The following is a 25,189-nucleotide window of genomic DNA, read 5'->3' on the forward strand; positions in this document are numbered from 1 at the left end:
GTGGCTCGCATGGGCGAAGCGGTGGAACTTCAGGCGGGCGGCCGCACCGTGCGCCTGTCCAACCCGGGCAAGGTCTTCTTCCCCGAGCGCGGATACACCAAGCTGGACCTCGCCCGCTACTACATCGCCGTCGGCCCCGGCATCCTGCGCGCCCTGCGCAACCGCCCCACCACCCTGGAGCGCTACCCGGACGGCGTGACCGGCGAGTGGTTCTACCAGAAGCGGGCGCCCAAGAGCATGCCCGGCTGGATCCCCACCGCCCACATCACCTTCCCCAGCGGCCGCAGCGCCGACGAGATGTGCCCCACCGAGGAGGCCGCCGTCCTGTGGGCCGCCCAGTACGGCACCCTCACGTTCCACCCCTGGCCGGTCCGCCGCGACGACGTCGACAGCCCGGACGAACTGCGCATCGACCTCGACCCCCAGCCCGGCACCGACTTCGACGACGCCGTCCGCGCCGCCCATGAACTGCGCGCCGTCCTCGACGAGTTCGGCGGCCTGCGCGGCTGGCCCAAGACCTCCGGCGGACGCGGCCTGCACGTCTTCGTGCCCATCGAGCCGCGCTGGACCTTCACCCAGGTCCGCCGCGCCGCCATCGCGGTCGGCCGGGAGATGGAACGCCGGATGCCGGAGCACGTGACGATCAAGTGGTGGAAGGAGGAGCGGGGCGAGCGCATCTTCATCGACTACAACCAGACGGCCCGTGACCGCACGATCGCCTCCGCCTATTCCGTACGGCCCCGCCCGCACGCCCCCGTCTCCGCACCCCTGCGCTGGGACGAGGTCGGCGTGGCCCACCCCCAGGACTTCGACATCGCGACCATGCCCGCGCGTTTCGCCGAACTCGGCGACGTGCACGCCGACATGGACGAGCACCGCTTCTCGCTGGACGCGCTGCTGGAGCTGGCGAACAAGGACGAACGCGACCACGGACTCGGCGATCTGCCGTACCCGCCGGAGTACCCGAAGATGCCGGGGGAGCCGAAGCGGGTGCAGCCGAGCAGGGCGAAGAAGGCGGCGCCGAAGAAGGCGGTTGCGAAGAAGGCGGTTGCGAAGAAGGAGGCGCCCCCGTCGGAGGCGCCTCCCCCGGAACCTACAACTCCTTGATCCGGATGTCCCGGTAGGACACCACATCCGTCGTGCCGTGCACCTGGAGTCCGATGTAACCGGAGGCGAACCTCCGCCCGTCCGTACCCGGGTCGTCCGAGCGGGGCGGGACGAACTCCTGGCCGCCGGTGTTGTCGAACTCGTTGATCAGCACGCCGTTGCGGTAGACCGAGTAGTGCTGGTCGACCACCCGGATCTCGTAGTCGTTCCAGGTGCCCTTCTGGGTAACGCCGGCACCGGCGAGCCCCACGCGGTCGAAGCCGTAGACCGACCCCGTCTTGTACATGTCTCCGTCGGGACGGTCGAGCACCTGCACCTCGTGCCCGTATTTGATGGCGACCCACTCGGGCCGCGACTCCTCGGGGTGGTCGTGGACCCACGGGAACCGGACGAACACGCCGGAGTTGGCGTTTCCCGTGCCCGGGGCGTCGTCACGCCACTGGAGCTTGAGCGAGAAGTCACCGTACTTGCGCTCGGGGAACCACAGCATGCCGAGGCCGGCCTTCGTCGTCCCGGACGTGATCGAGCCGTCGCCGTTCGGCGCGAACGAACCACCGCCCACCTGCTGCCACTTGGCGAACGACGCCGCGCTGCCGTCGAGGATTGTGCGGTAGCCCTCGGTCTGCCCGGGCTTGCCGATCCCGGACTGACGGGCGGCCTTGCGGACGGCGTCGTACTCGCGCCGGTCGACGACCCCGTCCTTCAGGAGCTGGTCCAGGACCGTCTTCACGTGCTTGAGGAACAGCGCCTGGGACGTCCACTGCTTCTCGTCCTCGATCAGCTCGTTGATCCGGCACCGGCTGTTGGTGAGCCGGTTCGGGACGCCCGAGTCGACCGTGCCGACGATCACCGTCAACCGCTCGTCGAACTCCGGGCAGTTCGGCGGCGGTACCTGACTGGACACGACGGTGAAGGTCACCGTGCGGGCCGCGGAGGTGTTGCCCGCCTTGTCGGTGGCCCGGTAGGCGAGCGTGTGCGTGCCCGCGCGGTCGACGACCACCGGGGCGCCGTACGCCAGATACGGGCCGCCGTCGAGGGAGTACTCGATCCGGTCGACGCCCGAGCCGTGGTGCTCGTCGGTCGCCGTGACGGTCACCTTGGCGTTGCCGACATACGCCCCGTCGGAGTTCTTCGTGCCCTCGACACTCACACCGGTCACCGGCGCGGTCGTGTCCGGCTGCGGCGCCGCCACGACCGTGAACTGCACGCTCTTCTCGGCCGCGACGTTCCCCGCCTTGTCGGTGGCCCGGTAGCGCACCGTATGACTGCCGACCTCGTGCACCATCACGGGCGCGGTGTACGGCTGCCAGGCACCGGTACCGATCGCGTACTCGATGGTGTTGACGCCGGAACCGGTGTCCGACGCGGAGACGGTGACGGTCGCCATGCCGATGTACGTCCCGTCGGGATTCTGCTCTCCGCCGACGCCCGCCGATGTCTCCGGCGGGGTCGTGTCGTCGGACTGCGGTGCCACCACCGTGAACTCGACGCTCTTCTCCGCCGAGACGTTCCCCGCCTTGTCGAGGGCGCGGTAGCGGATCTTGTGGTCGCCGACCTGACCGACGACGACCGGGGTGGTGTACGGCTGCCAGGCGCCGGTGTCCCCGACGGCGTACTCGACGCGGTCGACCCCGGAGCCGCCCTCCTCGTCGGTGGCGTGGATCGCCACACTCGCCGAACCGACGTACTGGCCCTGCGTGTTCTGCGTCCCGCTGACGTGGGCCGAGGCCTCGGGCGCCGTCGTGTCCTCGCCGCTGCCCTCGGTCACCACCAGGATGCCCTGCATCTGCCCGTGGCCGGGGATCGTGCAGTAGTAGCGGTAGCGGCCCGGGGTGAGCGTGACCTCGGCCGTGTGGCGGCCGCCCTGGTCGTCGCTCGGGTTGGCGAGGATGTTCAGCTGGACGTCGTTGTTGTACTCGGGATCGGACGTGTCGAACGTCAGCGTGTGCGGCATCCCGGTGGTGTTGCCGGTCGCCGTGCTGTTCTCGAAGACGATCGTCGTTGTGCCCGCCACCGCGGTCGCGGGCGCCGAGGTGTACTTCGTGATGTCGTCACCGGCGGTCCAGGTGAGGACCTGTGCGGCGGCGGATTCCCGTGCCTGTGGCTGTCCGGTCGCGGGCAGGGCATGCAGACCGAGTACCACGAGCAGTGCGGCCAGCAGGGCCGCCCACATTCTTCGTTCTCGTGTCACTGCGCCCCCCTGGCCAGCTGATCGGCGGCCGGAGTGGGCCCGCCGCCCGTGTAAGTCACCCTCCACAGCGCCGACTTGGCGTCCGAGGTGAAGAAGCCGCGGCCGTAGTCGAGCACGTACAGCGCGCCGTCCGGACCGAACTTCCAGTCCATGAGGTTCTTGATGCCGTCGTTGCCGACCGGGACGATCTTCTTGAGCGACTCCGAGTGGACCGGCAGACCGCCGTCACCGTGGGTCTTCGGGTCGGTGATCACCGCGTTGCGCGGCTGGTCGGCGTCGTAGAAGTCACCGACGAACCACTTGCCGTCCCAGTACGCCGGCCACTTGGCGCCGCTCGTGCTCGCCGCGTCGTACCGGTAGACCGGCCCGTTCATCGCGGCCTGGCCGCCGCCCTTGAGCCACGGCAGCCCGTAGGTGGCCTCCTCCTGCTGGTACGACGGCACGCCGTTCGCATCGCGCGGGAAGTCCGGGGCGCCGCCCTGCGGGGAGTACCAGATGTTGTTGCCGGTGACCGGCGGAAGGTTGACGAGGCCGTCGTTGTTCGGCGACTCGTTCTTCGGGTGGTCGCAGTCGTACCAGCCCAGCGGCTTGCTCGGATCGGGAAGGTTGCGGTCCCGGTAGGGCTGCTTGTTGCCCATGCAGTACGGCCAGCCCCGGTTGCTCGCCTTGGTGATGACGGCGAACGTGTCGTACTTCGCCGGGCCCCAGGTGGTGGAGGGCGCCGGGGCGTCCGGGCCGACCCAGCCCGCGTACAGGACGTCGGTCTGCTGGTCGACGGAGATGCGCGCCGGGTTCCTGACGCCCATCACATAGATCTCGCCGCGTGTCTTGCCGCCGCCCTCGTCGGTCTCCCTGCCGGTGAAGAGGTTGCCCTCCGGCAGCGTGTACGTGCCGTCCGGTTCCGGGTGGATGCGCAGGATCTTGCCGTTGAGGTTGTTGGTGTTGCCGGCGGTGCGGCGCGCGTCGGCGAAGGACACGCCCTTGTAGTGGGGCTCGGGGTTGTTGCCCGAGTAACCGCCGCTGAAGCCGCTGGAGTTGTTGTCGCCGGTCGCGATGTACAGATTGCCCTTGGAGTCCCAGGCCATCCCGCCACCGGCGTGGCAGCAACTGTGCACCTGCACCGGCCACTTGAGCAGCACCTTCTCACTGCCCAGGTCCAGCTTGTCGGTGGCGGGGTCGAGGGTGAAGCGGGAGACGCGCCGCTCGGCCATCCGCGTGTCGCGGTCGAGCTGCGCGTGCGGGGTGTAGTGCAGATACACCCAGCCGTTGTCCTCGAAGCGCGGGTCGAGCTCGATGCCGAGGAGCCCCTCCTCGACCTTGATCAGCTCGCCGCCGCCGCCCTTGTTGCCGAACACCGTCAACGCCCCGGCCAGGGTGACCTTCTTGGTCTTCGGGTCGTAGACGTGGATCTCGCCCTTGCCCTTGCCGATGTCCGGGTTGTTCCAGTCGGTGACCACCGGCTGGGAGGAGTCGGCGCCGCCCCGGCCGATGTAGAGCACCCGGCCGTCGGGTGCCGTCACCAAGCCGTGCGGCTCACCGATCTGGTCGTTCTGACCCGGCTGGTTGGGCTGGGTCAGGCGCTCGGCCTTGTAGTTGCCGTTGATCGTGGCCTTGCAGTCGGCCTGCGAGAGCCGGGTGGTCCACAGCAGGGCGCCGCGCAGATGCGCACGGAAGTCGGTCTCGTCGTACGACGACACCGTGCCCCCCATGCCGGTGTAGAAGGAGCGGCCGCCGTCGTAGTCACGGCACCAGCTCACCGGGTGGTCCCAGCCGCCCGCGCCCGTACCCGGCTGGTAGGTCGACTCCCGGACCCGGGCGACGGTGTGCACCTCGCCCGACGGGTTCCTGGTCCAGTTCAGCCACTTGTCGGGCCGTTTCCACTGAACCGGCAGTTCCTTGGTGGCCGGGTGCCGGCGGTCGCCGACCTCGACGACGGCCCGCTGTACGGCCGTCGGGCTCCCGGCGGCCGGGCGGGCGCCGACGAGACCGGTGAACCAGTCCGAGTACGGCTCCGCGCGGGCCGCGTCATGGACGCCGACGAAACCGCCGCCCGCCTCCATATAGGCCTCCAGGCCCGCCTCCTGCTCGGGGTCGAGGACGTCGCCGCCCCCGGTGAGGAAGACGATGGAGTTGAACCGGCCCAGCTTGGTCCCATCGGTGAACACCGAGGCGTCGTCGGTGGCCTCTACCTTGAAACGCCGGTCGGCCGGACCCGACAGGCCGATCCTCTCGATCGCCCCGATACCGGCGTTCACCAGCGGCGACTCGTCGCCGGCGGCCGCGGACCCGTAGAAGATGAGCACGCGTACTTGCGCGCCGCCCGGTGGCGACTTCACGGACATCGTTGTCAGGGGTGGCTCCGGGGCCGGGCGTGCGTCGGCGGCCGGGGCGGACATCAGCCCGGCGGCGACGAATCCGGCGGTCACAGTGGCCACCCAGGTCTGTCTTCTCGTGCTCAACCCTCGTAAGTGCATGGGCACCTCCACGGTCACAGCAACAGCGACAAGGAAGCTAGACCCCTTTGAACGACCCGCCAATACCTATGGCCGTTCTGGGAGCAACTTTGTCCTGAGTGTGGATAAACGAGAGGTCGACCGGTACCGTCTCAGCGGTTCATCCCCGTAATTTCCGTACCGCCGCTGGGAGTTCGGCATGAACAGACGCAACGTCAACAGGCGTGCCTTCAACAGACGCATGCTGCTGGGTGGTGCGACCGTCGCGACATCGTTGTCCCTGGCGTCCGTACCCGAGGCCGTGAGCGCCGACACCTCGGCGCGGACCGCCCCGGCCGGCGGCGAGGTCCGGCACCTCAAGCTGTACGCCGAGAAGCTCGCCGACGGGCAGATGGGCTACGGCTTCGAGAAGGGCAAGGCGACGATCCCGGGCCCGCTGATCGAGCTCAACGAGGGCGACACCGTGCACATCGAGTTCGAGAACACCATGGACGTACCGGTCAGCCTGCACGTCCACGGCCTCGACTACGAGATCACCAGCGACGGCACCAAGCTCAACAAGAGCGATGTCGAGCCCGGCGGCACCCGCACCTACACCTGGCGCACCCACGCTCCCGGCCGCCGCAAGGACGGCACCTGGCGGGCGGGCAGCGCCGGTTACTGGCACTACCACGACCATGTGGTCGGCACCGAGCACGGCACGGGCGGCATCCGCAAGGGCCTCTACGGCCCGGTGGTCGTCCGGCGCAAGGGCGACATCCTCCCGGACGCGACCCACACCATCGTCTTCAACGACATGCTGATCAACAACAAGCCCGCCCACTCCGGGCCCAACTTCGAGGCCACGGTGGGCGATCGGGTCGAGTTCGTGATGATCGCGCACGGCGAGTACTACCACACCTTCCATATGCACGGTCACCGCTGGGCCGACAACCGCACCGGCATGCTCACCGGCCCCGACGACCCCAGCCAGGTCGTCGACAACAAGATCGTGGGCCCGGCTGACTCCTTCGGCTTCCAGGTGATCGCGGGGGAGGGGGTCGGGGCGGGCGCGTGGATGTACCACTGCCACGTCCAGAGCCACTCGGACATGGGGATGGTGGGGTTGTTCCTGGTGAAGAAGACGGACGGGACGATTCCGGGGTACGAGCCGCATGAGCACGGTCATGAGGCGGCGTCGGGGGCAGGACACGCGCACTGACGGATCATGGCCGGGTGACGGTTGTTCCGAGCCGTCGGCGGATGGATCCGCCGATGTGACCTCGCGGGCGCTTCCGGGTATCCGAGAGCGCTCTCACCTCGTCCTCCCGCCACGGCTATCCTGATCGGCAGTCGCCGACGAGGAGCCGCGCAGTGACCGAAACCGCCCCGCGTCCCACCCTGGAGGCCGTGGCCGCCCGGGCCGGGGTCTCGCGGGCCACCGTGTCCCGGGTCGTCAACGGCGGGGACGGGGTGCGCGAACCCCTCGTGGAGCGGGTCCGCAAGGCGGTGGAGGAACTCGGGTACGTGCCCAACCAGGCCGCCCGCAGCCTGGTGACCCGGCGGCACGACGCCATCGCCGTCGTGGTCGCCGAACCGGAGACCCGCGTCTTCGCCGACCCCTTCTTCGCCCTGCAACTCCGCGGCATCAGCAAGGAGTTGACGGCCCACGACAACCAGCTCGTGCTGCTCCTCACGGAAGGCCGCGACGACCACGCCCGCGTCGGCCGCTACCTCGCCGGCGGCCATGTCGACGGGGCCCTCGTCTTCTCCCTGCACCTCGACGACCCGCTGCCCGGACTCATCCGGCGTGCCGGGGTCCCCACCGTCTTCGGCGGACGGCCCGGCTGGTCCGGCGACCATCGGGGCGTCGTCTACGTCGACAGCGACAACCGCGGCGGCGCCCGGGACGCCGTACGGCACCTCGCCGGCCTCGGCCGCAGCCGCATCGCGCACATCACCGGTGCCCTGGACCAGACGTCGGCGGTGGACCGGCTCGACGGATACCGGGATGTCATGGTCGACGCCGATCCGCAGCTGATCGTCGAGGGCGACTTCACCCCGACCGGCGGTGAACGGGCCATGCGCGAACTTCTCGCACGCTGCCCTGACCTGGACGCCGTCTTCGCTGCCAACGACCTCACCGCGGCCGGGGCGCTACGGGTGCTGCGTGCGGCGGGGCGGCGGGTGCCGGACGACGTCGCGGTGGTCGGGTTCGACGACATGCTGCCCGTGGCGGAACAGACCGACCCCGCCCTCACGACGGTCCGCCAGGACATCGAGGAAATGGGCAGGTTGATGGCCCGGCTGCTGCTGCGCGGCGTCGACCGCCGTACCGTCGACCGCCGTTCCGGAGAGCAGGTGGGAGGCGCGCCGTCGAGTGTCGTCCTGCCGACCACACTGGTCCGACGCGCATCCGCCTAGCCGGTGTGGCGGGGCGATGGGGCGATGGGGCGTCGTCCCGGCCGCGGGGCTCAGCTCGGTGCCGGAGCGCTCTTGATCACCGCGAAGCGTGCGCCGTACGGGTCGGTGAGCTTGGCGATACGGCCTACGTCCGGCAGGTCCGTCGGAGGCATCCGGACCGTGCCGCCCAGCTCCTCCGCCTTGGCGGCCGTCGCGTCCGTGTCGGTGACCTCGAAGTACGGCAGCCAGTACGCCGGGCCCTCCGCCTCCGCCGGGTCGTCGGCCTTGTCCACGACGCCGCCGAACATGGCGTCCTCCCCGGCCGCGGCCGGGCTGAACGTCGTGTAGGTGCCGCCGTAGAAGTCGAGGGCGAAGGTCTCCAGGCCGAGCGTCGCGTGGTAGAAGCCGGCCGCGGCCGGCACGTCCGTGGTGTACAGCTCCAGCCAGCACAGCGAGCCGGTCTCCTGGACGACGTCGAGACCCTTGTTGGTGCCCGGCTGCCAGAGCCCGAAGCCGACGCCCGCCTTGTCGGCCAGGATGGCCATACGGCCCATGTCCATCACGTCCATCGGCTGCACCAGCACCGAGCCGTGCGCCTGCTCGGCCGCCTTCGCGGTGGCGTCCGCGTCCGGCGTCTGGAAATACACCGTCCAGGACGGCGGCCCCTGCTCCTCGGTGGTCTGCATCCCGCCGGCCACCGTCCTGCCGTCGAGCTGGAAGAGGCCGTAACCGCCGGTCTCGGGCCCGCCCGGCTGGAACCGCCAGCCGAACAGGCCGCCGTAGAAGGAACTGGCGCCCTCGATGTCGGGTGTGCCGACGTCGATCCAGTTCGGCGCGCCGGTGACATAGCGAGTGGTGAGCATCATCGCCCTCCTCGGAAGGGGTCCCCTTGTCAGCTCTGCCGGTGTCTGCTCTGCCGAGTCTTGCACCGCCCACTGACAACCGCTGCCGGAGTGCCGCCGTCGGCTGAGCGGAGACGGTGATCACCGGGGGTGACCGTCGGGGAGCTGCTCGCTTTCAACTGCTTCCGCGCGCCGCCGTGCGCGGCACCCGTGCGGAGGGGGACCATCGACTCGGCCGGAGGCCCTGCGGCGCGCGTTGATCCCGCGTTGATCGAACGTTTTTCGCCGACCGGCACGATTCTGCGCATGCACATCGACTCGATCACAACGGTCACCTCGCCCGAGACGGACTGGCAGCAGGATGCGTTGTGCGCACAGACCGGCGCGGACTTCTTCTTCCCCGAGCCGGGCAGTTCCGTGCGGGAAGCGAAGCGGATCTGCGGCATGTGCCCGATCCGCTCCGCCTGCCTGGAGTACGCCCTCGACAACGACGAACGGTTCGGCGTGTGGGGTGGCCTGTCGGAGAAGGAGCGGCTGGAGCTCAGGCGTACGTCACATTGACCCGGGTCGTTGCCCGGGTGCGGGCGGGTGGGGACCCCCGCCCTCGAACGTCAGCCCCCGGCGCGAGCCGCCATCCGGGCCTTCCGGGCCGCCAGCTTCTCGTCGAACTTCAGGGCTTCCGCGTCGAGGCCGCCCATGAACAGGCCCAGTTCCTCCTGGGCCTTCTGGCCCTCGGGGCCGAGGCCGTCGATCTCCATGACCTTCAGATGGCGGAGGACGGGCTGGAGGACGTCGTCGTGGTGGATGCGCATGTTGTAGACCTCGCCGATGGCCATCTGGGCGGCGGCGCGCTCGAAGCCGGGGATGCCGTGGCCGGGCATGCGGAAGTTGACGACCACGTCGCGCACGGCCTGCATCGTGAGGTCCGGCGCGAGCTCGAAGGCGGCCTTCAGCAGGTTGCGGTAGAAGACCATGTGCAGGTTCTCGTCGGTCGCGATGCGCGCCAGCATGCGGTCGCAGATCGGGTCACCGGACTGGTGGCCGGTGTTGCGGTGCGAGATGCGGGTCGCGAGCTCCTGGAAGGCGACGTAGGCGACGGAGTGCAGCATCGAGTGCCGGTTGTCCGACTCGAAGCCCTCGCTCATGTGGGACATGCGGAACTGCTCCAGCTTGTCCGGGTCGACCGCGCGCGAGGTGAGCAGGTAGTCGCGCATCACGATGCCGTGCCGGCCCTCCTCGGCCGTCCAGCGGTGCACCCAGGTGCCCCAGGCGCCGTCACGGCCGAAGAGCGAGGCGATCTCGTGGTGGTAGCTGGGGAGGTTGTCCTCGGTCAGCAGGTTCACCACCAGCGCGATCCGGCCGATCTCGGTGACCTTGGACTGCTCCTTGTCCCAGGCCTCGCCGTCCTCGAAGAGGCCGGGGAAGTTACGGCCGTCCGTCCACGGCACGTACTCGTGCGGCATCCAGTCCTTGGCGACCTTCAGATGCCGGTTGAGCTCCTGCTCGACCACTTCCTCCAATGCGTACAACAGCCGGGCGTCGGTCCAGACGGCAGGGCTGCCGAGGTGAGGGGAAGCGATCGTCACGGGAACTCCAGGGGACGCACAACACAGGGGCAGGTGACCGGCGAGCGGTTGCCGGGAACCTACGGGATCGTAGGCTACGAATCCGTAGGTTACGAAGCCGTAGGTTAAGAGTGATGTAAAGACCCCTGATCAGCGGCCCTTCTGCCCCGACTCCACGGGTACACGAAAAGCCCCAGGACCCGCAGGTCCCGGGGTTGAAAGAGTGTTCCGCTCCGGGCGTCAGGCGTACAGATCACGCATCCGGACCGAGAGACATGTCACACATCCCTCGAGCTTCTCGAACTCGCTGATGTCGACCGGCACCGGTTCATGACCCAGGTCCGCGAGCAGCTCCGCCGTCTTCGGCGCGCTCGCGGCCATGAGCAGCTTGCCGCCGCCGAGCAGCACCACATGCGCCCCGGACTCCTCCGGCACCGGCAGGAAGCGCGGGAACAGCGACGGGGCGTCCAGCTGCGGGATACGGCCGAGAATCGTTCCGTCGGGCAGCGCCGTGATCGCCGACTTCAGATGCAGCACCTTGCTCACCGGCACGGCGACGACCCGCGCCCCCAGCGGTTCGAAGGCGGCCCGCACCTGCTGGACGCCGGCCGCGTTGGTACGGCCGCCCCGGCCGACGTAGATCGTGTCGCCGACCTTGAGCACGTCACCGCCGTCCAGCGTGCCCGGCTCCCAGATCCAGTTCACCGAGCAGCCGAGCGAGGCGACGGCCTCCTCGACGCCGAGGGTCTCCTCGCGCCGGGACTCGGCGCCGGGCCGGGTGATCAGCGCGACGTTCCTGTACATGACGACCGTGTCCTCGACGAACACCGAGTCCGGGCAGTCGTCGGCCGGGTCCACCTCGATCGTCTCCCAGCCGTGCCCCCGCAGGGCCTCCACGTACCCCTCCCACTGCTCGACCGCCAGGTCGACGTCGACCTTCTCCCGGTCGATGTGCGTCACCAGCCCTTCGGCGAGGCGCGGGCTGGGGCGACGGACGAGGGCCTTCTTGCTGGGCACGAGGGATCTCCGGATCGGTGGCAGGTGTCGGCGCCATGATGCATGGGGCACCGACCCGCCATCATGCAGGGGTTACCCGCCCGTACAAAACCCCCGTGGTCAGGCTGTGGCCCTCCTGAGATGCTCGGCGGTGAAGGAACCGGCTGCGTCGAGGAGCTGTCGCGGGGTTCCCTCGAAGATCACCCGGCCCCCGTCGCGCCCTCCGTCCGGCCCCAGGTCGATGATCCAGTCGGCGTGCGCCACCACGTCCAGGTTGTGCTCGACCACCACGACCGTGTTCCCCGCGTCGACCAGCCGGTCCAGCAACCCGAGCAGCGCGTCGACGTCCGACATGTGCAGTCCGGTCGTCGGTTCGTCGAGGACGTACACCGCCCCTGTGCGGTGCAGCCGGGTCGCCAGCTTGATGCGCTGACGCTCACCGCCGGAGAGCGTGGAGAGGGGCTGGCCGAGCGTGAGATACGTCAGCCCCACGTCCCGCAGGGCGCGCAGTCGGCGCCGTACGCCCGCGTCCTGGAAGAACTCCAGTGCCTGACCGGCCGTCATCTCCAGTACGTCCGCGACGGAGCTGCCGTCGACGGTCAGCCGCAGCACCTCGTCCCTGAAGCGCCGCCCCTCGCAGTCGTGGCACGTCGTCGTCACCGGATCCATGAAGGCCAGGTCGGTGTGGATGACCCCGCGGCCCTCGCAGGTTCCGCACGCGCCGGACGAGTTGAAGCTGAACAACCCCGGCTCGGCGCCCGTCCCGCGCGCGAAGATCTTCCGAACCGTGTCCATGATTCCGAGGTACGTCGCCGGAGTCGACCTCGCGGAGATCCCGATCGACGACTGGTCCACGACCACGGCGTCGGCGTGCGCGGCGGTGAACTCCGCCACCAGCGTGCTCTTCCCGGATCCCGCGACCCCGGTGACGACGGTGAGCACCCCGGCCGGGAACTCCACCGTCACGTCCCGCAGGTTGTGCCGGCCGGCGCCCTTCACCCAGAGCCCACCGCCCGCCGCGCGGACGTCGCGCTTCAGCACCGTACGCCGCCCGAGGCACCGCCCGGTCACCGTGTCGGACTCGGCCAGCTCGCCCGGCGTCCCTTCGAACACGACCCGTCCGCCGCCCGCGCCGGCCCCCGGCCCCATGTCGACGACGTGATCGGCGAGTGCGATGACGTCCGGGTCGTGCTCGACCACCAGCACGGTGTTGCCCTTGTCGCGCAGCCGCAGCAGCAGATCGCCGAGACGGCCGACATCGCGCGGGTGCAGTCCGACGCTGGGCTCGTCGAAGACGTATGTCATGCCGGTCAGGCTGGAACCCAGGTGGCGCACGGTCTTCAGGCGCTGTCCCTCGCCGCCGGAGAGCGTGGACGTCTCGCGGTCGAGGCTGAGGTAGCCGAGGCCGATGGCGTCGATGCGTTCGAGGGCGGTGACGGCCGCCCGTGCGATCGGTCCGGCGACCGGGTCGTCGATGTCCTTCAGTACCGCGATCAGGTCCGTGACCTGCATATGTGTGCAGTCGGCGATGTTCAGGCCGTTGATGCGGGTGGCGAGCGCCGCCGCGTTCAGCCGGGCCCCCTCGCAGACCGGGCAGCTGCCCTCCACGAGGAACTCCCGCACCAGATCGCGGGTCTTCTGGCTCATCGCTGACAGGTCCCGCTTCAGATACAGCCGCTCGAAGCGGGTGGCGAGACCTTCGTAGTCGGTGGTCCAGGTGCCGCCGCTGCCGCTGACGGTGACCTTGCTGCCGGGCCGGCCGCGCATCAGGAACTCCCGCTCGGCGGCGGTGAACCGCCCGACAGGCTTGTCCGGGTCGAGTTCGGCGCTGTTCGTGTACGCCTGCCCCTGCCAGGTGCCCGCCGCGAACGGCGGGAAGCGGACCGCGCCGTCGGCCAGCGTCCGGCCCGGGTCGAGGATGCGATCCCAGTCCGGCCGTACCGTCCGCCCCAGACCGTCGCACTCGGGGCACATGCCGGAGGGGTCGTTGAAGGAGTAGGCGGTCGCCGGCCCGGCGCTCGGGTTGCCGTATCGGGAGAACAGCACGCGGATCACCGAGTAGACGTCGGTCATCGTGCCGACCGTGGACCGCGAGTGGCCCCCGACCGGCCGCTGGTCGACGACGATCGCGGGGGAGAGGTCCTCCAGCGCCTCCGCGTGCGGGCGCTCGTACTTGGGCAGCCGGTTGCGCACGAACCACGGGAAGGTCTCGTTGAGCTGGCGCTGCGACTCGACCGCGATCGTGTCGAAGACGATCGACGACTTCCCCGAGCCCGAAAGGCCGGTGAACACGGTCAGCCGGCCTTTCGGGATACGGAGGGAGACGTCCTTGAGGTTGTTCTCACGCGCTCCGCCGATGGTGATGAACCCGGGCGTGAGCGCGGGCGTGAATCCGGAGGTGAAATCGGGCATGAAGCCGAAGCTAGACGGGATACCCGACAGTTTCTGGCGTGATTTCCTTCAGTTCTCCCTCCTCCATCATCAGCCAGCGCGTGATGCCGATCGACTCCAGGAACGGCAGGTCGTGGCTGGCCACGATCAGCGCCCCCTCGTACGACTCCAGGGCCGTGGTGAGCTGCCGCACGCTCGCCATGTCCAGGTTGTTCGTCGGTTCGTCCAGCATCAGCAGCTGCGGCGCGGGCTCGGCCAGCATCAGCGCGGCCAGGGCCGCCCGGAAACGTTCGCCGCCGGACAGCGTCGCCGCCTTCTGGTCGGCGCGGGCGCCCCGGAACAGGAAGCGGGCGAGCCGCGCCCGGACCCGGTTGTTGGTGGCGCCCGGCGCGAACCGGGCCACGTTCTCGGCGACGCTCAGCTCACCGTCCAGCACGTCGAGCCGCTGCGGCAGAAACCGCAGGGGCACATGGGCCTCGACTTCGCCCGACACCGGCTCCAGCTCCCCGGCGACGGTCCGCAGCAGTGTCGTCTTGCCCGCGCCGTTGCGCCCGATCAGCGCGATCCGCTCAGGGCCGCGCAGATCGAGACCACCGGTCACCCGCGCGCCGTACGCCACCTTCAGGTCCAGCATCGTCAGGACGGTCCGCCCCGGCGGTACGGCCGTGTAGGGCAGGTCGACGCGGATCTCGTCGTCGTCCCGTACGGCCTCCACCGCCTCGTCGAGCCGTTCCTTGGCCTCGGTGAGTTTCTCCTCGTGCATGATGCGGTGCTTGCCCGCGGAGACCTGGGCGGCGCGGCTCCTCAGCTTCATGACGGCCCGGGGTTCGCGCTTGGTGTCGTACATCTTCTGGGCGTACCGCTTCCGCCGGGCCAACTTGACCTGGGCATCGACCAGTTCGCGTTTCTGCTTCTTCAGATCGGCCTCGGCGACGCGCACCATGCGTTCGGCAGCCTCCTGCTCGGTGGCGAGTGTCTCCTCGTACGCAGAGAAGTTGCCGCCGTACCAGGTGACCTCCCCGGCCCGCAGATCGGCGATCTGGTCGACGAGCTCCAGGAGTTCACGGTCATGGCTGACCACCACCATCACCCCCGGCCAGGACGCCACGGCCGCGTACAGCCGCCGACGGGCGTACAGATCGAGATTGTTGGTGGGCTCGTCGAGCAGCAGGGCGTCCGGCCGGCGCAGCATCAGCGCCGCCAGTCGCAACAGCACCGATTCGCCGCCCGACACCTCACCGATGGTGCGGTCCAACTCGACGTGCCCGAGACCGAGTTCACCGAGGGTGGCCACGGCGCGCTCCTCCACGTCCCAGTCGTCGCCGACGGTCTCGAAGTGCTCCTCGGCCACGTCGCCCGCCTCGATGGCGTGCAGCGCGGCCCGCTGAGCCGCGATCCCGAGAGCCTCGTCGACCTTCAGGCCGGTGTCGAGCGTCACGTTCTGCGGGAGATACCCCACCTCGCCCGCGACGCGCACGGCACCGTCGGCCGGCGCGAGCTCACCCGCGACGAGCTTCAACAGGGTTGATTTTCCCGACCCGTTGATGCCGACCAGCCCGGTCCGGCCGGGGCCGAAGGAGACGTCGAGGCCCTCGAAGACGGGAGTGCCGTCAGGCCAGGTGAAGTAAAGGGAAGTACAGGTGATGGAAGTAGACATACGGGCCTCCGCGGATGCTCGAAGCGATCAAGGGCAAACGCGTATCGAGACACCGGCGACCAACGGGGGAGGCCTCGGGGGATTTCAGGGGAACGAAAAGAGCCCTGCTCCGGAGGACGGCTCGAACGCCGAGGTCGCACGCAGCGCAAAACACACCTCAGGTGTGGCGCGGTGTCTCAGGACCTCAGACGAGCAACGTCCTTCTCCAATCGACGGCAACAGGACCGTTGTCCACGGTATGGAGGCGACGAGAGGGTGTCAACGGAATTAAGGCGAGCCGCTTGTCGGGCCTGCCCGCCCCGTCAGTAAGCGTCCCGCATCAGCTCCGCCAGATCCCGGTCCAGGTCCAGCTGAAGATGCTCCAACCCCATCGGCACGAGCTCGCTCGTCGACTCCAGGAACCGCCGAACCTCCCCCGACCGGATATGCACGACAGCCGTACCCTCGGGCGCGTGAAACTCCAGCACCGTACGGTCGAACCCATACGGCCGCACCCGAACGTCACCGTGCCCCTCGGGCCTCTCCAGGCCACCCACCAGCAGCTCCCGGCTGAAGGTCCAGCAGACCTCGACGCCCTCCAGCGTCGCCGGAGCCGGAAAGGTCATGCGGACGGCGAACGGGTCGCTCCGGTCGTAGTGCAGGGTCGCCGGAATGCTGGACATCCGCGGCGCGGCGGCGACGAGACGGGCCTCAACGGGCTGCTCGATGACGGTGGACAACGCCTTGCTCCCTTGTGACGGCTGGACGAACATCCGGGCGGACGAGACCGGGCACTGGTAGAGACGATGGAATCAGCCAATCCGTGCACCTGAAGAGCGAGTGACCTCCGTCACCGCCTTCATGCACGCGGGTGACGCGTTCGTCCTCCTGTGCCTGGAAAGTCACTTGTGACGGGGGGCCATCTGGACGCCGCCGGGGCGGTCGGCTAGCTTCGCCCGCCATGAGGCGTTCGGGGAGCACGCGACGGTCGGGGCACACGTTTCGGACAGTGGCCGCGGGGGTGGCCTGCGGGGCGGCGCTGGCAGCGCTGACGGCCGTACCCGCGCAGGCGCACGAAGCGGAGCGCCGGGCGCCGCACTGGGAACTCAAGGACACCGCAACCCCCGAGGTGCGTTTCCGGGGACTGTCCGCGGTCAGCCGGAACACCGCGTGGCTGGCCGGAACGGAGGGCACCGTCCTGCGCACCACCGACGGCGGCACGACCTGGCGAAACGTCTCGCCGCCCGGCGCCGGCGAGCTTCAGTTCCGGGATGTCGAGGCGTTCGACGCGCGCCGCGCGGTGGTGCTGGCCATCGGGGAGGGCGAGGCGTCCCGCGTGTACCGCACGGACGACGGCGGCGCGACCTGGACGGAGTCCTTCCGCAATACCGACGCGCGGGCCTTCTACGACTGCATGACCTTCTTCGACCGCCGCCACGGACTGGCGATGAGCGACCCGGTCGACGGCAGGTTCCGCATCCTGTCGACCAGCGACGGCGGCCGCTCCTGGAAGGTGCTGCCTGCCGACGGGATGCCCGCCGCGCTGGAGGGCGAGGCCGGTTTCGCGGCGAGCGGGCAGTGCCTCGTCGGCTCCGGGCCCAGGGACGTCTGGCTGGCCACCGGCGGCGCCGCACGCGCGCGTGTGCTGCACTCCCGCGACCGAGGGCTCACCTGGACGGCCGCAGACACACCGATCCCCGCGGGCGACCCGGCCCGTGGCGTCTTCGCCCTCGCCTTCCGCGACCGCACGCACGGCCTGGCGGTCGGCGGCGACTACCGCCCCGACCAGGCCTCCCCGCAGGCCGCCGCACACACCCGCGACGCAGGCCGGGGCTGGCAGCCCGCCGCCACGCACCCGCCCGCCTACCGCTCCGGCGTCGCCTGGCTCCCGCACAGCCGTACCGCCGCCCTCGCGGTCGGCCCCACCGGCACCGATCTGACCACCGACGGCGGTCGCACCTGGCGGACCGTCGACACCGGCTCGTACGACACCGTGGACTGCACGCCCGACCTGGGCTGCTGGGCCGCGGGGGAGAAGGGCCGGGTCGCCCGCCTGGAGAGCTGACGCCGAAAGTGGGTACTCGGGCGCCGACTGCGAGAGGAGTGACCCGACATGCCACGCGGTTCGAGCCCCAAGCGGGAACGCCAGTACGAGCACATCAAGGAGAGCGCCAAGGACCGGGGCGAGAGCACAGGCCGTGCCAAGGAGATCGCGGCGCGGACGGTGAACAAGGAGCGAGCCCGGTCGGGCGAGTCGAAGTCCGCCAGCCGTACGTCCACCCAGGACATGTCCTCGGGCAAGCGGGGCGGCCAGCGGTCCGGCAAGGGTTCCCAGGGACCCACCTACGACCAGCTCTACGAGGAGGCCAAGCGCCGCAACATCCACGGGCGTTCGGACATGAACAAGAGCCAGCTCAAGCAGGCGCTGGGCGGGAAGTGACCGACCGCCCCGGCCGAGCGCCTCAGCCGAGCGCCTCAGCCGGGCGTCTCGCGGTACCGCTCCAGCCCCGGCGCCGTCTTCGTGGCGACGAACTCGGTGATGCGGTACGCGCACACCTCGGCCGTGACGAACGGATCCCCCGCGGCGATCTCCTCGATGCGCCCGCGGTTCTCCGCGACGGCGAGGATCACCCCGCCGTCGCGGGGGTTCTTGCGTCCGGACGCGAGGAACACCCCTTGCTCGTACTGCTCGTCGAGCCATGCCACATGCGCCTCCAGCACGGCGTCGACGTCCTCGGTCGGGGCGGTGTAGGTCAGCTCCAGCACGAACATGATCGCGAGCCTACCCCTGGCCCCGCCGTGACCGGCCCCGTCCCCGTACGCTCGTGCCCACGATGACGACCGTAAGCATTCCCGCGGGCTGGCCCGCGACCGAGGAAGAAGCCCGCGCCGTCCAGGACGAACTCCGGGAGCGGGTGGTGCTCGACGAGCCGGGCCCACCGCCCGGATCCGGCCATGCGACCGGCGTCGACGTGGCCTACGACGACGAACGGGACGTGGTCGCGGCCGCCGCGGTCGTCCTCGACGCGGCCACGTTGGATGTCGTCGCCGAGGCCACGGCCGTCGGCCGGATCTCCTTCCCGTACGTCCCCGGCCTGCTCGCCTTCCGCGAGATCCCCACGGTGCTGGCCGCCCTCGCCGCCCTGCCCTGCCCGCCAGGCCTGGTCGTCTGCGACGGCTACGGCCTCGCCCACCCCCGCCGCTTCGGCCTCGCCAGCCATCTCGGCGTCCTCACCGGCCTGCCGACGATCGGCGTCGCCAAGAACCCGTTCACCTTCACCTACGACGATCCGGCCGCCGCGCGTGGCTCCTCCGCGCCCCTCATGGCGGGCGCCGAGGAAGTCGGCCGCGCCCTGCGCACCCGCGACGCCGTCAAGCCGGTCTTCGTCTCGGTGGGCCACCGGGTGAGCCTCGACAACGCCTGCGCCCACACCCTCGCCCTGACCCCCGCGTACCGGCTCCCGGAGACGACCCGCCGCGCGGACTCCCTGTGCCGGCAGGCACTGAAGGACGCGACCGGCCCGAGACCGGAACTCGCCGCCCGAGCCGCGGCCGACCCGGCCCGGACCTGGGGGCGTTCCGTGTTCGAGCGCCAGCCCCTGCCCGTGAGCTGGGCGGGGCGGGTGCTCGCGGCAGCGGCGGAGAGCCTGGGTCGGACCCCGGAGATCGACGCCGCGGTGGAACTCGCGGCCGACCGCGCTCGATGGAGCCGTGGACGCGAGGTGTTCGAGCTGGTCCGCGGGCGAGGGCACGATGCATGGGAGCACCCGACGGAGCAGCAGCGGCTCCTGCTCCGTCTCGCGGAGCTGGTCGGCAAGGTCGCCCACAACGAGGCGGGGCCCGCTCCCTTCTTCGACCATCACGCGGGCTGGCAGATCGGCCCCGTCGCCGTCCGGCTCGCGACCTGCGCGCCCGACCCGTCCGTGCGGGAGCGGATGGCGCAAGCGCTGGGGGACTGGCCGCCGGCGGGTGGCGAGGGCCGATGAGGCCGACGTACAGCCCGGCTGAGTACGTCGTCTGAGTACCCGTACGGATGTCACCGCCCGCCGTGATCGGCAGGCTCTGACGCATGACGACGCACCGTGCCCCGAAGCCCCTCGCCGACCCCGACCGTCCCGTCGAGCGCGCCGTGACGGCCGCGCTGGTTCTCGCCGTGGTGGCAGGGCTCGCCTGGATCGGCGGGATGATCTTCACCGTGGCGGGATGGACCTTGTAGGGCCCGTCCCGCCGGTCGCGCAGGGCCGGTTTCAGCGGGTCGCGGCCACCCGGAAGGTGATGCCCGCCTGCCGCAGCCGTTCGATCAGCGCGTCCCCCATCGCGACCGCCGTGGTGACCTGACCGGCCGTGGACGGCAAATCGTCGAAGGCGAGGGACAGGGCCGACTCGGCGAACATCTTCGCCGTCTCCCCGTAGCCGGGATCACCGCCCGCGACCTCCGTGAAGACACGCCGGCCGCCGCCCTCACCGACGAAGCGGACCGAGAACCAGCTCTTCGCGCGCTTCTCCGGGCCCGGCCCCTCGCCCGGCTTGAGCCGGCCGGACAACCAGCGCCGGGCGGGCGGCAGTTGGGCGGCCGTGGCGAGCGCGCCGACCGCCGCGACCCCGCCGAGCACGACGGGCAGATGCCGTACGGCGGCGTAGTGGCGGTAGCGGAAGTCGGGGCCGTACCGGTCGAGGGCCCGCGCGGACCGCTTGACGATCTGCGGGTCGATCGTCGGCAGCGGCACCGCCCAGGAGCCGACCTCCTTGGCGAACCGGGGCGCACCCGTCGGCGCCTGTGCCCGACGCCCCATCAGCCGTGGCTCGTGGCGGGCCCGGTCACGCGCGGCGGAGAGCATCTGGCGCCCGCGCGAGAACTGGTTGAGCGCCGAAGCGAAAGTGCCGCCGGAGAACATGGCGTCGGCGGTCACGAACCCGTCCACCGTCAGCGGCACGCCCTCCGGCAGCTGCTGGACGGTGAAGTACGCGCCCAGGTCGTGCGGAATCGAGTCGAAACCACAGGCGTGCACCAGCCGCGAGCCCGTCTCACGCGCGCGTGCGTCGTGCCGGACGTACGTCAGGTCCACGAACTCCGGCTCACCGCAGAGGTCGAGATAGTCGGTGCCGGCGTCCGCGCAGGCGGCGACGAGGTCCTCGCCGTACTTCACGTACGGCCCCACCGTGCTGGCCACCACGCGCGCGTGCTCGGCGAGCCGGCGCATCGAGGCCGGATCCGAGACATCCGCCTCCAGCACCCCGACCCCCGGGCCGCCCGGCAGCCGGTCGCGCAGCCGCTCCAGCTTCTCCTTGCTGCGCCCGGCGACCGCCCAGCGCAGCCCCTCGGGTGCCTGCGCGGCGAGGTACTCCGCGGTGAGGATCCCGACGAAGCCCGTCGCTCCGAAGAGGACGACGTCGTACGGGCGATCCGCCCTGTTCAGCCTGGTCATGACACCCCTCGGTCTCGCAGCACGCGCCGTTGTCGGTGGCCGAGGCTAGCGTGAGGGGTGCGGAGCCCGACGACGAGCCCGGAGGTAAGCGGTGGCCGTGCCCAGGTCTGCCCTGAAGAAGTGGGAAAAAGTGCGCGAGTTCGCGCTCGGGATGCCGGGTGCCGTCGAGGAGCACCCTTGGGGCGAGACGGTCGCGAAGGTCAACAAGAAGGTGTTCGTCTTCCTCGGCGTCGACGACGGCAGCTATCCGCTGGGCGTCACGGTCAAACTCAAGGACGAGGCGGCGCACGCCCACGCCCTGACCTGCCCGGGCGCCGAACCCGCCGGTTACGGCCTGGGCAAGGCGGGCTGGGTCAGCATCCCGCTGGAGCAGAAGGGCGCCCCGACGGCCGAGCTGCTCTGCGACTGGGTGGAGGAGAGCTATCGCACCATCGCCCCGAAGCGGCTGATAGCGGAGCTGGACACGCACTGACCCGTACCGCACCGGTTCGCGGACCGGCTTCCGGCGGGTAACTTCCTAAGCGCTTGCTCTTGTGTCCGTCGGCGCATGTTCTTAGCATCGCTGGTGTTACAGCAGTTGTGTCATACCCCTGGGGGCAGGATGGCGACGACGCCAGAACAGGGCCCGCTCACCGGCGTGCGCGTGGTCGAGCTGGCCGGAATCGGGCCCGGCCCGTTCGCCGCCATGCTCCTCGCCGACCTCGGCGCCGACGTCGTCCGCGTGGACCGGCCCGGCGGCACGGGACTCGCCATCGACACCGCGTACGACATCACCAACCGCAACAAGCGCTCGGTGATCGTCGACCTGAAGTCCCCCGACGGTCCCGCGCGCGTCCTCGACCTCGCCGCCCGCGCCGACATCCTCATCGAGGGCAACCGCCCCGGTGTAGCCGAGCGCCTCGGCGTCGGCCCCGAGGCCTGCCACGCCCGCAACCCGAAGCTTGTCTACGGCCGTATGACCGGCTGGGGCCAGGACGGGCCGCTCGCCGACCGCGCCGGCCACGACATCGCGTACATCGCGCTCACCGGCACCCTCGGCATGATCGGCAGCCCCGACGAACCACCCGCGGTCCCCGCCAACCTGGTCGGCGACTACGCGGGCGGCTCGCTCTACCTCGTCGTCGGCGTCCTCGCCGCCCTCCATCACGCGCGCGCGACCGGCACCGGCCAGGTCGTGGACGCCGCCATCGTCGACGGCACCTCCCACCTCGCCGCGATGATCCACGGCATGCTCGCCGCCGGCGGCTGGCAGGACCGGCGCGGCGCCAACCTCCTCGACGGCGGCTGCCCCTACTACGGCACCTACGAGACGGCCGACGGGACGTACATGGCGGTCGGTGCCCTGGAGCCGCAGTTCTACGCCGAGTTCCTGCGGCTGCTCGGCATCGAGGAGCACGCGGACGCCCGCAAGGACTGGTCCCGCTGGGGCGAACTGCGCGAGGCGGTCGCCGCCCGCTTCAAGTCGCGCACCAGGGACGAGTGGACGGCCGTCTTCGAGGGCTCCGACGCCTGCGTGGCCCCCGTCCTGTCCCTGCGCGAGGCCCCGCACCACCCGCACCTCGCCGCCCGAGGCACCTTCACCGACCACGGCGGCATCACCCAGCCGGCCCCCGCGCCCCGCTTCTCCGCGACCCCGACGGCCGTACGGACCGGCCCGGCCCAGCCCGGCGCGGACACCGCCGACGTGGCGCGCGACTGGGACGTACCCGACCTGATGAAGGGCGCCGGCACGGACGGCCCCGCGACGAAGGGCCTCGCATGAAGCGGCAGATCTTCGCCCCCGAGCACGAGGCGTTCCGCGCCACCGTGCGCAGCTTCCTGGCCAGGGAGGTGCTGCCGTACTACGAGCAGTGGGAGAAGGACGGCGTCGTCTCCCGCGACGCCTGGCGCGCGGCCGGAAAGCAGGGCCTGCTCGGCTTCGCCGTCCCCGAGGAGTACGGAGGCGGCGGCACCCCCGACTTCCGCTACAGCGCCGTCCTCGCCGAGGAGTTCACCCGCGCGGGCGCCCCGGGCCTCGCCCTCGGCCTGCACAACGACATCATCGGCCCGTATCTCACCTCGCTCGCCACCGACGAGCAGAAGCGCCGCTGGCTGCCCGGCTTCTGCGACGGCTCGCTGATCACCGCCATCGCCATGACCGAGCCCGGCGCCGGCTCCGACCTCCAGGGCATCCGCACCCACGCCGAGGACCACGGCGGCCACTGGGTGCTCAACGGCTCCAAGACCTTCATCTCCAACGGCATCCTCGCCGACCTGGTGATCGTCGTGGCGAAGACGACCCCCGAGGGCGGCGCCCACGGCCTGTCCCTACTCGTCGTCGAGCGAGGCATGGACGGGTTCGAGCGCGGCCGCAACCTCGACAAGATCGGCCAGAAGGCGCAGGACACCGCCGAGCTGTTCTTCCGCGACGTCCGCGTGCCCAAGGAGAACCTCCTCGGCGACCTCGACGGCGCCTTCGTCCACCTGATGACGAACCTCGCGCAGGAGCGGCTGAGCATCGCGGTCTCCGCCATCGCCGCCGCCGAACACCTGCTGGAGATCACCACGGAGTACGTCAAGGAGCGCGAGGCCTTCGGCCGGCCACTGGCCACCAAGCAGCACATCCGGTTCGAGATCGCCGAGATGGCCACCGAGTGCGCCGTCACCCGCACCTTCCTGGACCGCTGCATAGCCGACCACGACAACGGCGAGCTCGACGCCGTGCACGCCTCCATGGCCAAGTGGTGGGCGACCGAGCTCCAGAAGCGGGTCGCTGACCGCTGCCTCCAACTGCACGGCGGCTACGGCTATATGAGCGAATTCCCCGTCGCCCGGGCCTTCACCGACGGCCGTATCCAGACCATCTACGGCGGGACGACCGAGATCATGAAGGAGATCATCGGCCGTTCCCTGCTCGGCTGAGGCTCTCTTGCCCGGCCAATCCCCCTTGCTAGGCAGACCCTCACCCTCGCTAGGCAGACCCTCACCCTCGAAAGGCTTCCCTGTGAGCACCGAAGCGTACGTGTACGACGCGATCCGCACCCCGCGCGGCCGCGGCAAGGCGGGCGGCGCCCTGCACGGCACCAAGCCGATCGACCTCGTCGTCGGCCTCATCCACGAGATCCGCGACCGCTTCCCCGGCCTCGACCCGGCCGCCGTCGACGACATCGTGCTGGGCGTCGTCGGCCCGGTCGGCGACCAGGGCTCCGACATCGCCCGCATCGCCGCCATCGCCGCCGGGCTGCCGGACACGGTGGCCGGCGTACAGGAGAACCGCTTCTGCGCCTCGGGCCTGGAGGCCGTCAACCTGGCCGCCGCCAAGGTGCGCTCCGGCTGGGAGGACCTCGTCCTCGCGGGCGGCGTCGAGTCCATGTCCCGGGTGCCGATGGCCTCGGACGGCGGCGCCTGGTTCAACGACCCGATGACCAACCTCGCCGTGAACTTCGTGCCGCAGGGCATCGGCGCCGACCTCATCGCCACCATCGAGGGCTTCTCGCGCCGCGACGTCGACGAGTACGCGGCGCTCTCCCAGGAGCGGGCGGCGACGGCCTGGAAGGAGGGCCGCTTCGACCGTTCCGTCGTACCCGTGAAGGACCGCAGCGGCCTGACGGTCCTCGACCACGACGAGCACCTGCGCCCGGGTACGACCGCCGACTCCCTCGCCAAGCTGAAGCCGTCCTTCGCGGACATCGGCGACCTGGGCGGCTTCGACGCCGTGGCCCTCCAGAAGTACCACTGGGTCGAGAAGATCGACCACGTCCACCACGCGGGCAACTCCTCCGGCATCGTCGACGGCGCCTCCCTGGTCGCCATCGGCTCGAAGGAGGTCGGCGACCGCCACGGGCTCACCCCCCGCGCGCGGATCGTCTCCGCCGCCGTCTCCGGCTCCGAGCCCACCATCATGCTCACCGGCCCCGCGCCCGCCACCCGCAAGGCGCTCGCCAAGGCCGGGCTGACCATCGACGACATCGACCTCGTCGAGATCAACGAGGCCTTCGCGGCGGTCGTCCTGCGGTTCGTCAAGGACATGGGCCTGTCCTTGGACAAGGTCAACGTCAACGGCGGCGCCATCGCCCTCGGCCACCCGCTCGGCGCGACCGGCGCGATGATCCTGGGCAGCCTGATCGACGAACTCGAGCGCCAGGACAAGCGGTACGGCCTCGCGACCCTCTGCGTGGGCGGCGGCATGGGCATCGCCACGATCGTCGAGCGCATCTGAAC

21 protein-coding genes and 1 pseudogene are annotated in these 25,189 nt (G+C 70.5%); 12 read left to right on the top strand and 10 right to left on the bottom strand.

Going from position 1 to position 25,189, the window contains the following annotated elements; translation table 11 throughout:
* The first annotated feature begins 9 nt into the window (after nucleotides 1–9).
* Nucleotides 10–1,107 carry a non-homologous end-joining DNA ligase gene (gene ligD / locus KUM44_RS12665; RefSeq protein WP_217207924.1) on the top strand — a complete coding sequence of 366 codons (1,098 nt, stop codon included), beginning with the start codon at nucleotides 10–12 and terminating at the stop codon, nucleotides 1,105–1,107.
* On the opposite strand, the gene KUM44_RS12670 is transcribed toward ligD, so the two are convergent.
* Both KUM44_RS12670 and KUM44_RS12675 read right to left on the bottom strand, forming a co-directional pair.
* Nucleotides 1,094–3,280: an OmpL47-type beta-barrel domain-containing protein gene (locus KUM44_RS12670; protein ID WP_217208140.1), complete on the bottom strand. Its 2,187-nt coding sequence runs from the start codon at nucleotides 3,278–3,280 to the stop codon at nucleotides 1,094–1,096. The genes ligD and KUM44_RS12670 overlap by 14 nt on opposite strands.
* A 14-nt stretch (nucleotides 3,281–3,294) precedes the next feature.
* Nucleotides 3,295–5,772, bottom strand: coding sequence for a ThuA domain-containing protein (locus KUM44_RS12675; RefSeq protein ID WP_217207925.1), 2,478 nt, complete (start codon nucleotides 5,770–5,772; stop codon nucleotides 3,295–3,297).
* A gap of 178 nt (nucleotides 5,773–5,950) precedes the next feature.
* On the opposite strand from KUM44_RS12675, the gene KUM44_RS12680 reads away from it, so the two are divergent.
* Nucleotides 5,951–6,952, top strand: coding sequence for a multicopper oxidase domain-containing protein (locus KUM44_RS12680; protein ID WP_217207926.1), 1,002 nt, complete (start codon nucleotides 5,951–5,953; stop codon nucleotides 6,950–6,952).
* A gap of 152 nt (nucleotides 6,953–7,104) precedes the next feature.
* Entirely contained in the window at nucleotides 7,105–8,154 is a 1,050-nt protein-coding gene (locus tag KUM44_RS12685; protein WP_217207927.1) for a LacI family DNA-binding transcriptional regulator, read from the top strand.
* A gap of 50 nt (nucleotides 8,155–8,204) precedes the next feature.
* Here the strand turns inward: KUM44_RS12685 and KUM44_RS12690 are convergent, their stop codons facing one another.
* Nucleotides 8,205–8,996: a VOC family protein gene (locus KUM44_RS12690; protein WP_217208141.1), complete on the bottom strand. Its 792-nt coding sequence runs from the start codon at nucleotides 8,994–8,996 to the stop codon at nucleotides 8,205–8,207.
* A gap of 285 nt (nucleotides 8,997–9,281) precedes the next feature.
* On the opposite strand from KUM44_RS12690, the gene KUM44_RS12695 reads away from it, so the two are divergent.
* Nucleotides 9,282–9,536: a WhiB family transcriptional regulator gene (locus tag KUM44_RS12695; protein WP_217207928.1), complete on the top strand. Its 255-nt coding sequence runs from the start codon at nucleotides 9,282–9,284 to the stop codon at nucleotides 9,534–9,536.
* 50 nt (nucleotides 9,537–9,586) lie between these two features.
* On the opposite strand, the gene KUM44_RS12700 is transcribed toward KUM44_RS12695, so the two are convergent.
* The 5 genes from KUM44_RS12700 to KUM44_RS12720 all read right to left on the bottom strand — a co-directional run bounded on the left by KUM44_RS12700 (nucleotide 9,587) and on the right by KUM44_RS12720 (nucleotide 16,303).
* On the bottom strand, nucleotides 9,587–10,561 hold the full coding sequence (locus tag KUM44_RS12700; RefSeq protein ID WP_217207929.1) for an acyl-ACP desaturase: 975 nt from the start codon (nucleotides 10,559–10,561) through the stop codon (nucleotides 9,587–9,589).
* Nucleotides 10,562–10,780: 219 nt separating this feature from the next.
* Complete coding sequence (gene ddaH, locus KUM44_RS12705) at nucleotides 10,781–11,557, bottom strand: dimethylargininase (protein ID WP_217207930.1); 777 nt, start codon at nucleotides 11,555–11,557, stop codon at nucleotides 10,781–10,783.
* A 99-nt stretch (nucleotides 11,558–11,656) separates the two neighbouring features.
* Entirely contained in the window at nucleotides 11,657–13,948 is a 2,292-nt protein-coding gene (locus tag KUM44_RS12710) for an excinuclease ABC subunit UvrA (protein ID WP_217207931.1), read from the bottom strand.
* Between the two features lie 10 nt (nucleotides 13,949–13,958).
* Nucleotides 13,959–15,584 (bottom strand): ABC-F family ATP-binding cassette domain-containing protein, encoded by a 1,626-nt coding sequence (locus KUM44_RS12715; RefSeq protein WP_217207932.1) that lies wholly within the window; start codon nucleotides 15,582–15,584, stop codon nucleotides 13,959–13,961.
* A 302-nt stretch (nucleotides 15,585–15,886) separates the two neighbouring features.
* Nucleotides 15,887–16,303, bottom strand: a complete 417-nt coding sequence (locus KUM44_RS12720; RefSeq protein WP_217207933.1) for an SsgA family sporulation/cell division regulator — start codon at nucleotides 16,301–16,303, stop codon at nucleotides 15,887–15,889.
* Between the two features lie 221 nt (nucleotides 16,304–16,524).
* Between KUM44_RS12720 and KUM44_RS12725 the strand changes: the two genes are divergently transcribed.
* Nucleotides 16,525–17,628, top strand: a complete 1,104-nt coding sequence (locus tag KUM44_RS12725; RefSeq protein ID WP_217207934.1) for an oxidoreductase — start codon at nucleotides 16,525–16,527, stop codon at nucleotides 17,626–17,628.
* A gap of 48 nt (nucleotides 17,629–17,676) precedes the next feature.
* The gene (locus KUM44_RS12730) at nucleotides 17,677–18,003 is read left to right on the top strand and encodes a plasmid stabilization protein (protein WP_217207935.1); all 327 of its coding nucleotides are present in this window, start codon (nucleotides 17,677–17,679) and stop codon (nucleotides 18,001–18,003) included.
* A 35-nt stretch (nucleotides 18,004–18,038) separates the two neighbouring features.
* Here the strand turns inward: KUM44_RS12730 and KUM44_RS12735 are convergent, their stop codons facing one another.
* Nucleotides 18,039–18,335, bottom strand: a complete 297-nt coding sequence (locus KUM44_RS12735) for a YciI family protein (RefSeq protein ID WP_217207936.1) — start codon at nucleotides 18,333–18,335, stop codon at nucleotides 18,039–18,041.
* A 62-nt stretch (nucleotides 18,336–18,397) separates the two neighbouring features.
* On the opposite strand from KUM44_RS12735, the pseudogene KUM44_RS12740 reads away from it, so the two are divergent.
* Both KUM44_RS12740 and mmpA read left to right on the top strand, forming a co-directional pair.
* Nucleotides 18,398–19,081, top strand: a pseudogene (locus tag KUM44_RS12740) (endonuclease V); the annotation flags it as partial.
* Nucleotides 19,082–19,632: 551 nt separating this feature from the next.
* A complete protein-coding gene (gene mmpA, locus KUM44_RS12745) occupies nucleotides 19,633–19,779 on the top strand; it encodes a morphogenic membrane protein MmpA (RefSeq protein WP_167366184.1) in 147 nt (48 codons plus the stop codon).
* A gap of 31 nt (nucleotides 19,780–19,810) precedes the next feature.
* On the opposite strand, the gene KUM44_RS12750 is transcribed toward mmpA, so the two are convergent.
* Nucleotides 19,811–20,989, bottom strand: a complete 1,179-nt coding sequence (locus KUM44_RS12750; RefSeq protein WP_217207937.1) for a trans-acting enoyl reductase family protein — start codon at nucleotides 20,987–20,989, stop codon at nucleotides 19,811–19,813.
* Nucleotides 20,990–21,080: 91 nt separating this feature from the next.
* Here KUM44_RS12750 and KUM44_RS12755 point away from each other — a divergent pair, with 91 nt between their 5' ends.
* From KUM44_RS12755 to KUM44_RS12770, 4 genes are all read left to right on the top strand, one after another.
* Entirely contained in the window at nucleotides 21,081–21,461 is a 381-nt protein-coding gene (locus KUM44_RS12755) for an MmcQ/YjbR family DNA-binding protein (protein WP_217207938.1), read from the top strand.
* A 129-nt stretch (nucleotides 21,462–21,590) separates the two neighbouring features.
* A complete protein-coding gene (locus KUM44_RS12760) occupies nucleotides 21,591–22,751 on the top strand; it encodes a CaiB/BaiF CoA-transferase family protein (RefSeq protein WP_254389409.1) in 1,161 nt (386 codons plus the stop codon).
* Nucleotides 22,748–23,890 (top strand): acyl-CoA dehydrogenase family protein, encoded by a 1,143-nt coding sequence (locus KUM44_RS12765; protein WP_217207939.1) that lies wholly within the window; start codon nucleotides 22,748–22,750, stop codon nucleotides 23,888–23,890. Before KUM44_RS12760 ends, KUM44_RS12765 begins: the two co-directional genes overlap by 4 nt.
* A gap of 82 nt (nucleotides 23,891–23,972) precedes the next feature.
* Nucleotides 23,973–25,187 (top strand): acetyl-CoA C-acetyltransferase, encoded by a 1,215-nt coding sequence (locus tag KUM44_RS12770; protein ID WP_217207940.1) that lies wholly within the window; start codon nucleotides 23,973–23,975, stop codon nucleotides 25,185–25,187.
* Nucleotides 25,188–25,189: the final 2 nt, after the last annotated feature.

The organism is Streptomyces sp. AC550_RSS872, from assembly GCF_019049285.1.
Lineage (GTDB): Bacteria > Actinomycetota > Actinomycetes > Streptomycetales > Streptomycetaceae > Streptomyces.

What these genes read in the sequence shown, in the direction of transcription:
- ligD (WP_217207924.1), top strand. Translation starts at nt 10, where the DNA reads ATGGGCGAAGCGGTGGAACTTCAGGCGGGCGGCCGCACCGTGCGCCTG.
- KUM44_RS12670 (WP_217208140.1), bottom strand. Translation starts at nt 3,280, where the DNA reads ATGTGGGCGGCCCTGCTGGCCGCACTGCTCGTGGTACTCGGTCTGCAT.
- KUM44_RS12675 (WP_217207925.1), bottom strand. Translation starts at nt 5,772, where the DNA reads ATGCACTTACGAGGGTTGAGCACGAGAAGACAGACCTGGGTGGCCACT.
- KUM44_RS12680 (WP_217207926.1), top strand. Translation starts at nt 5,951, where the DNA reads ATGAACAGACGCAACGTCAACAGGCGTGCCTTCAACAGACGCATGCTG.
- KUM44_RS12690 (WP_217208141.1), bottom strand. Translation starts at nt 8,996, where the DNA reads ATGCTCACCACTCGCTATGTCACCGGCGCGCCGAACTGGATCGACGTC.
- KUM44_RS12695 (WP_217207928.1), top strand. Translation starts at nt 9,282, where the DNA reads ATGCACATCGACTCGATCACAACGGTCACCTCGCCCGAGACGGACTGG.
- KUM44_RS12710 (WP_217207931.1), bottom strand. Translation starts at nt 13,948, where the DNA reads ATGCCCGATTTCACCTCCGGATTCACGCCCGCGCTCACGCCCGGGTTC.
- KUM44_RS12715 (WP_217207932.1), bottom strand. Translation starts at nt 15,584, where the DNA reads ATGTCTACTTCCATCACCTGTACTTCCCTTTACTTCACCTGGCCTGAC.
- KUM44_RS12725 (WP_217207934.1), top strand. Translation starts at nt 16,525, where the DNA reads ATGAGGCGTTCGGGGAGCACGCGACGGTCGGGGCACACGTTTCGGACA.
- KUM44_RS12730 (WP_217207935.1), top strand. Translation starts at nt 17,677, where the DNA reads ATGCCACGCGGTTCGAGCCCCAAGCGGGAACGCCAGTACGAGCACATC.
- KUM44_RS12735 (WP_217207936.1), bottom strand. Translation starts at nt 18,335, where the DNA reads ATGTTCGTGCTGGAGCTGACCTACACCGCCCCGACCGAGGACGTCGAC.
- mmpA (WP_167366184.1), top strand. Translation starts at nt 19,633, where the DNA reads ATGACGACGCACCGTGCCCCGAAGCCCCTCGCCGACCCCGACCGTCCC.
- KUM44_RS12750 (WP_217207937.1), bottom strand. Translation starts at nt 20,989, where the DNA reads ATGACCAGGCTGAACAGGGCGGATCGCCCGTACGACGTCGTCCTCTTC.
- KUM44_RS12760 (WP_254389409.1), top strand. Translation starts at nt 21,591, where the DNA reads ATGGCGACGACGCCAGAACAGGGCCCGCTCACCGGCGTGCGCGTGGTC.
- KUM44_RS12765 (WP_217207939.1), top strand. Translation starts at nt 22,748, where the DNA reads ATGAAGCGGCAGATCTTCGCCCCCGAGCACGAGGCGTTCCGCGCCACC.